A 6,391-nucleotide genomic window follows, 5' to 3' on the forward strand; every position below is an offset into this window, starting at 1 on the left:
CCAGCCGTCGAAGCGGGCGCCGCTCTTCCAGGCTTTCTCAATCACGTCGGCTATCCCGCGGTCGCCCCTGGCTATGACTCCCTCGAGGAAGGTCTGGGCCGGTTCATGGTAATTCAGCACAATCCCGGCTCTTTTGGCCAACCTCTTGAGGGTGCCGCCCTTCATGGCCAGGTCCTCCTCGGTGGCCTGGGCTTCCCACTGGAAGGGAGTGTGGGGCTTGGGGACAAATCCGGCCACGGAGACCGCTATCCTGGGCCTCTTTCCCTGTTTCCTCCCCATGTCCCGGGCGAGAAGGGAGACCTCCATGATGGCGTCGATATCCTCCATCGTCTCCGTGGGCAGGCCCATCATGAAGTAGAGTTTCACCCTGTCCCAACCCCTGGAGAAGACCTCCCGGAAGGTATCCTCCATGTCGCCCCTCGTGATGCCCTTGTTGATCACGTCCCGAAGCCTCTGGGTCCCGGCCTCGGGGGCGAAGGTCAGCCCTCCCCGGCCCAGTTCCTCGAGGCGCGTCGCGAGCCCCACGGAGAAGGCGTCCATTCTCAGGCTGGGCAGTGAGAGCCTGTAGTGTTTTTCGGAGAACTCGGGACCCAGGAGGTCCACCACTTTTTCAATGCCGCTATAGTCACAGGTCGCCAGCGACACCAGCCCGACCTCGTCATAGCCGGTTTTATCGAGCAGGTTCCTCGCCACTTGGGCCACCACGCCGGGGGACCTCTCCCTGAGAGGCCTCGATATCATGCCGGCCTGGCAGAAGCGACAACCCCTGGTGCACCCCCGGAAGACCTCCACGGCGACCCTGTCGTGGATGATCTCGCTGGAGGGGACGATCATCCCCGACGGGATGAACCCCTTGTCCAGGTCCATCAGGATCCTGCTCTTCACGGTCCCGCCCCGGTGAAGGGCCGGTACGTAGAACCCCTCAATCTCGGACAGTTCTTCCAGGATTTCCTTTCGAGGACGGCGCTTCCCCTGGAAGAGGGAGAAAAGATCCGGTAAAAGGAGCTCGCCGTCGCCCACGCAGAAGGCATCGAAAAAAGGCGCCAGGGACTCCGGGGCGAAGGCGCCGGGTCCGCCCGCCACAACGAGGGGGTCGCCCTCTCCCCTTTCCGATGCCTTCAGGGGGATACCGCCCAAATCGAGCATGGTCAGGATGTTCGTGCCGGCCAATTCGTACTGAAGGGTGAAGCCGACCATATCGAAGGACGAAAGCGGCTTTTGAGTCTCGAGGGAGCACAACCTCATGCCCTTTTCACGCATGAATGATTCTGCGTCGGTCCAAGGGCAGTAAACCCTCTCGACCCTGACTCCCTCGGTCCTCGACGCCAGATCGTAAAGGATCTGGAAACCCAGGTAGCTCATGCCCACCTCGTAGACATCGGGGAAGGCCAGGCAAAGGGATACTTTTTCCTCCCCCAGGACGTGACCGCCGGCGGCCCCCCACTCGCCCCCGGCATACCGGGAGGGCCTCTTCATCGAGGAAAGCATCCGCCAGAGCGGATCCTCCAGTTCAGCGAAAGCGCGGCGCATCAAAAAGCCTCCGACGACACTTCACTCATATTGAGGCCTCGATGAAACATGAACGCTCTGGACCAAGCCGAGGGCCGCGCCCAGGGAGACCATGGAACTACCCCCGTAACTGACGAAGGGAAGGGCCAGGCCCGTGACCGGGGCTATCCCCACCGCCATGGCGATGTTTTCGAAGAGCTGGAACCAAATCCAGGCCGAGACCGCCCCCACGAGTATCCTCGCCCTGGGGTCGCCCGACCTAGCCGCTGTCCTGAGCATCCTCCACAGCAGGATCGCAAAAAGAGCGAGGACCACGGAGGCGCCCGCGAAGCCGAACTCCTCGGAGAAGACGCTGAAGACGAAGTCCGTGTGGGCCTCGGGCAGAAAATGGAGCCGGCTCTGGGTGCCCTGGAGGAACCCCTTCCCGAAAAATCCACCGGCCCCCACGGCGATCCGGGACTGGATGACGTTGTAACCCGCCCCGAGCGGATCGATGGACGGGTTCAGGAAGACGAGCATCCTCAGTTTCTGGTACTCCTTAAGCAGCGACCAACCCACCGGGAGCGAAAGCAATGCTATCCCCGCCAGCAGCAGGATGTACTTTCGGGGCATCCCGGCCAGGACCAGGGCGACAAAGATCATGAAAGCATAAACGATGACCCCCCCGAGGTCAGGCTGCAGGAACACCGGCACGACGACGAGGGATGACAGCAAGAGGACCCCGGAGATGTTGGCAAGGTCCTTCGGCGGGTAACGGCAGAGGAAAACGGCCAGCACGGTCGACAAGGCCAGTTTCGCCGGTTCCGAGGGCTGGAACCGGAAGGCCCCGAAGTCGAACCAGCTTGTCGCACCCTTGGCGGTGTAGCCCACCACCAGGACGGCGACAAGGGACAAAAGCGCGCCGGCATAGATCCAGTACGCGTACTTGAGTGTTCGCTCGTACCCGATGGTGAAGGCCATGGAGAAGGCAATGGCGCCAAGGACGCACCAGGCCGACTGTTTAAGGGCCATGTCCATAGCCACCACGCCCTTCCCGGCGAGAGCGCTGTAGATGGACAGGACGCTGACGACCAGGAGGGGAACAACCGAAGCGATGAGGATCCTGTCGATATCCTTCAGCCTGGACAGTTCTTCGCGCAATTGCCCCAGGGCTGTCATTTATCTCCCTTCCTGGCGCGTTTTCTTTTGACCTCGATGACGGGTATGCTCGCCACCAGGGCGACGGACCTCCCCTCTCTCTCGAGGTCCATCTCGATGCCCTCTTCATTGATGACCATGTAATTGTTTATGACCCTTATCAGGTCTTTTCTTATCTGCTCCATGGTGCCCGGCGAGATATCGGCCCTATCATGGATCAAGACCAATTGGAGCCTCTCCCTGGCCGACTGCCTGGGTGTCTCCCTGCGGAAAAACCTGTCCAGAAACCCCATCTCCTAACCCCTCCCTTCCCGTCGTCCAAAGAGTTTGATGAAGTTTGCGAGCAGGCCCTTCTCTTCCAGTTCGTCCAGACCCTGGAGGGGTATATCCTTTCCCATAATCCTGCCGGCGATCTTCTCGAAGGCCCTAGAGGCGGGAGAGGGATTGGTCAGGGCCAGGGGTTCACCCCTGTTGGTGGATACGACGACGCTTTCGTCCTCGGGGATTATCCCTATCATATCCACGGCAAGGATTTCCATGACGTCGTTGACGCCCAGCATCTTCCCCTTGCGGACCATCTCGGGCCTGACCCGGTTCACGATGAGGTTGATGGACCTTTTACCGAAAGACTCTAGGAGGCCGATGATCCTGTCAGCGTCCCTGACGGAGGAAACTTCGGGTGTCGCTACTACCAGGGCTTCATCGGCGCCGGCGGCCGCGTTGCGAAAACCCGATTCTATCCCGGCGGGGCTGTCGACGAGGACGAAGTCGAAGTCGCCCCTCAGGGAGTCGCAGAGGCTCTTCATCTGGTCCGAGGTTACGGCATCCTTGGTCCTGGTCTGGGCAGCAGGTAGGAGATAAAGGTTCTCGACCCGTTTATCCCTCACGAGGGCCTGTGGGAGTTTGCAGGCGCCCTCGAGGACATCGACCATGTTGAAAACTATCCTGTTCTCCAGGCCCATTACGACGTCAAGGTTTCGCAATCCGATATCGGCATCCATCGCGACGACCTTGTTCCCTTCCATGGCGAGTCGGGCGGAGAGGTTAGCCGTAACGGTAGTTTTTCCCACCCCTCCTTTTCCTGAAGTGACTACGATGATTCGGGTTTCCATGCGCGATTCCTCCGTTTCAGCCGATGGGCCGACTTTTTCCTTGTTACTCAAGGAATTACCTCCCTGACCACGATCGAACCGTCGAGGATCCTCATGCTGACCGTCTTACCCCACCAGGGGCAACTATCATCCATGTAACTTATCCGGTCGCCGATCCTCACCTGGCTCGCCTCGAATTGTCCGCTTACGATAAGGGCCTCTCCGGGAACGGTCAACCCCGCGTGGGCAAGACCGCGGAGGCGGCCCAGGACAAGCACCGATCGACCGGCGAAGACCTCGGCCCCCTCGTTGACATTGCCCAGGACCATTACATCGCCGTCGTGATCGACCTTCATGCCCGACCTCAGGGATTCGTCGACCACGAGGCTCTCCGCGACGGGGCGTACCGGTTTCGGCGCTTCCCTCTCGGCGGCGGAGGGCAAAAGTGCGAAACCTTCTCTTTTCATCCAGGACCTGACATCATCTTCTTCAGGGGACCACGAAAGGACCGACGCCCCCGCCGGTAGAACGACGTTTTCCAGGATGGAGAGTATGTCATCCCTGCTCCACCCCTCCCCTTCGATGTCGACGACGACCGGGGCTTCCTTCAGGATCGCCGCGGCCTTCTCGAGAAAGTCCCCGGCCTGCGCGCCGATGCCCTTTCCCTTCAAGCCCGGGGGGACTTTGAGCCTTAGGTGGCCCCCCTCACCTCTCAGTTCCAGTTTATCCTTGCCGCTCCTGGCGGTCATCGCTGTCCTCCGTCTTTCTTTTTTTGGGTCAGTCGAACTTGCAGAGGTACCCGAGAAGTTCCCCCACGATAGGACCGGCCGCGGAACTGCCATGAAGACCGGCCTCGACGAGGGCCACCGCGACGTACCTGGGGCTCTCGACCGGAGCGTACCCCACGAACCAGGCATGGTCGTCGCCATGGGGATTCTCGGCGGTACCGGTCTTCCCCGCCACGGAGACTCCGTAGAGCCCGGCCCGGCGCCCCGTGCCCCTGAGGACCGCCTCCTCGACACCCTGCCTCACGATCGGCAGGGGCTTTTCTGGGAGGCTCGGCGAGGCCAGGGCCTCGGACCCCTTCAGCAGCCTCGGCGTGACCAGGCTGCCACCGTTCGCTATGGCCGCGTAGATTCTCGCCAACTGGATCGGGGTCAGGAGAAGGAAACCCTGGCCGATGGAGTAGTTGGCCGTATCGCCAGGGTACCATTTCTCCTTGAGACGCTCCAGTTTCCAGGCCGGCCCGGCCACGTTGCCCCGCGCCTCGCCGGGGAGGTCTATGCCCGTCGGTTCCCCGACTCCGAAGGCTGAGGCCCACTTCACCAGCTTGTCTATACCTACCCTGAGCCCGGTCTGGTAGAAGTAGACATCACAGGAATCGCGGATTCCCGTCACGACGTTGACGGCGCCGTGTCCCCCTTCCCTCTTCCAGCAACGGAAGAGCCTGTTCCCAACTCTCGTGGCGCCGGTGCAGGTGAAGGTAGTCCCCCTGGTTACGGCATTCTCGGCCAGCGCCGCGAAGGCCGGCACGACCTTAAAGGTCGAGGCCGGAGGGTAGGTGCCGGCGATAACCCTGTTGAGCATCGGGCGGAGGGGATCCCTGACCAATTCATTCCATTCCCTTCCCGAAATCCCCCATGCGAGGGGGTTGGCGTCGAAGCCGGGCGAGGAAAAAAGGACCTTCACGTTCCCATTACTGACATCCATGGCGAAAACCGCGCCAACCCTTCCCGCCATCAAATCCGAAGCGAGCCTCTGGGCCCCGAGGTCCAGGGCCAACTGGAGGTCCTCTCCTCGCCGGGGCTCAAGATAGGCGATCCGCTTTACCTTTCTGCCCCTGGCATCGACTTCCAGGGCTTCCTCCCCGGGCGTTCCCCTGAGGATGCCCTCGTAATACTCCTCGATACCGCCCTTACCGACAAAATCCCCTCCCCGGTAATCATCGGGGGCATAGCGCTGCAACTCCTCCCTGGTGACCTCGCCGACGTAACCCAGCACGTGGGCCACCAAGGGGCCGGCGGGATAGACCCTCCTCCAGACCGGCACCGGTATGAGTCGCCCCGGAAAGTCGGGGGCACTCACCAGGGAGGACAACTGCGCAAGGGTCAGGTTGGGAAGGAGGGTAACCGCCCTGTAGGGAACGGTATATTGCTTTCCCACCCTGGCCAGCATCTGTTCCTCGCCCAGGGGAATTCCCCTGGCGTTGAGGAAACGGCTAACTTCGGCGGCGGTCTCACGGTCCTGCAGGTCCAGCGGGTAGACCATGAGGTCAAAGGTCTGGACGTTGGTGGCCAGGACGGTCCCGTTCGCATCCAGCACTCTCCCCCTGGCCGGAGGCATCCTGACCAGTCGCAGCCTGTTCCTGGCCGCCAGGTTGACGTAAAGGTCGGCCTGGAGGACCTGTAGCCTGAAAAAGGCCACCAGGAGGAGGACCAGGGAGAGCATCACCAGGATCCTCCAGAGGCTGAGCCTCGTCAACAGCGACACCCTAGTGCTTGGCATTTTCATCACTCATTCTCGCCGCCACCGTGAGCGCCATCACTATTATCACGGGTACGGCGGCGCACAACTGGAAAACAAAAGCTTCCGTGAGAGATCCCTGGAAGCCTCCCCAGGAGACGAACCTCGCCAGGCTCACGAAAGCCTGCGCC

At 61.4% G+C, this 6,391-nt stretch carries 7 protein-coding genes; all 7 read right to left on the reverse strand.

Translation table 11 applies throughout. The annotated features are described in order from the left end of the window. Positions 1-1,488 (reverse strand): TIGR03960 family B12-binding radical SAM protein (locus GX108_07235; GenBank protein ID NLO56824.1); only part of this gene is annotated, 1,488 nt, incomplete at its 3' end. A 63-nt stretch (positions 1,489-1,551) separates the two neighbouring features. After that, a complete protein-coding gene (gene rodA, locus GX108_07240) occupies positions 1,552-2,667 on the reverse strand; it encodes a rod shape-determining protein RodA (protein ID NLO56825.1) in 1,116 nt (371 codons plus the stop codon). Then, positions 2,664-2,939 (reverse strand): cell division topological specificity factor MinE, encoded by a 276-nt coding sequence (minE, locus tag GX108_07245; protein ID NLO56826.1) that lies wholly within the window; start codon positions 2,937-2,939, stop codon positions 2,664-2,666. Before minE ends, rodA begins: the two co-directional genes overlap by 4 nt. Positions 2,940-2,942: 3 nt before the next feature. Next, positions 2,943-3,758, reverse strand: a complete 816-nt coding sequence (gene minD, locus GX108_07250) for a septum site-determining protein MinD (protein NLO56827.1) — start codon at positions 3,756-3,758, stop codon at positions 2,943-2,945. Positions 3,759-3,805: 47 nt separating this feature from the next. Next, entirely contained in the window at positions 3,806-4,486 is a 681-nt protein-coding gene (locus tag GX108_07255) for a hypothetical protein (protein NLO56828.1), read from the reverse strand. 28 nt (positions 4,487-4,514) lie between these two features. After that, the gene (gene mrdA / locus GX108_07260; GenBank protein ID NLO56829.1) at positions 4,515-6,242 is read right to left on the reverse strand and encodes a penicillin-binding protein 2; all 1,728 of its coding nucleotides are present in this window, start codon (positions 6,240-6,242) and stop codon (positions 4,515-4,517) included. Then, a partial coding sequence (locus GX108_07265) for a hypothetical protein (GenBank protein ID NLO56830.1) occupies positions 6,229-6,391 on the reverse strand: 163 nt, incomplete at its 5' end. The genes GX108_07265 and mrdA, both read right to left, overlap by 14 nt.

Source organism: Thermovirga sp., assembly GCA_012523215.1.
Classification (GTDB): Bacteria; Synergistota; Synergistia; order Synergistales; family Thermovirgaceae; genus 58-81.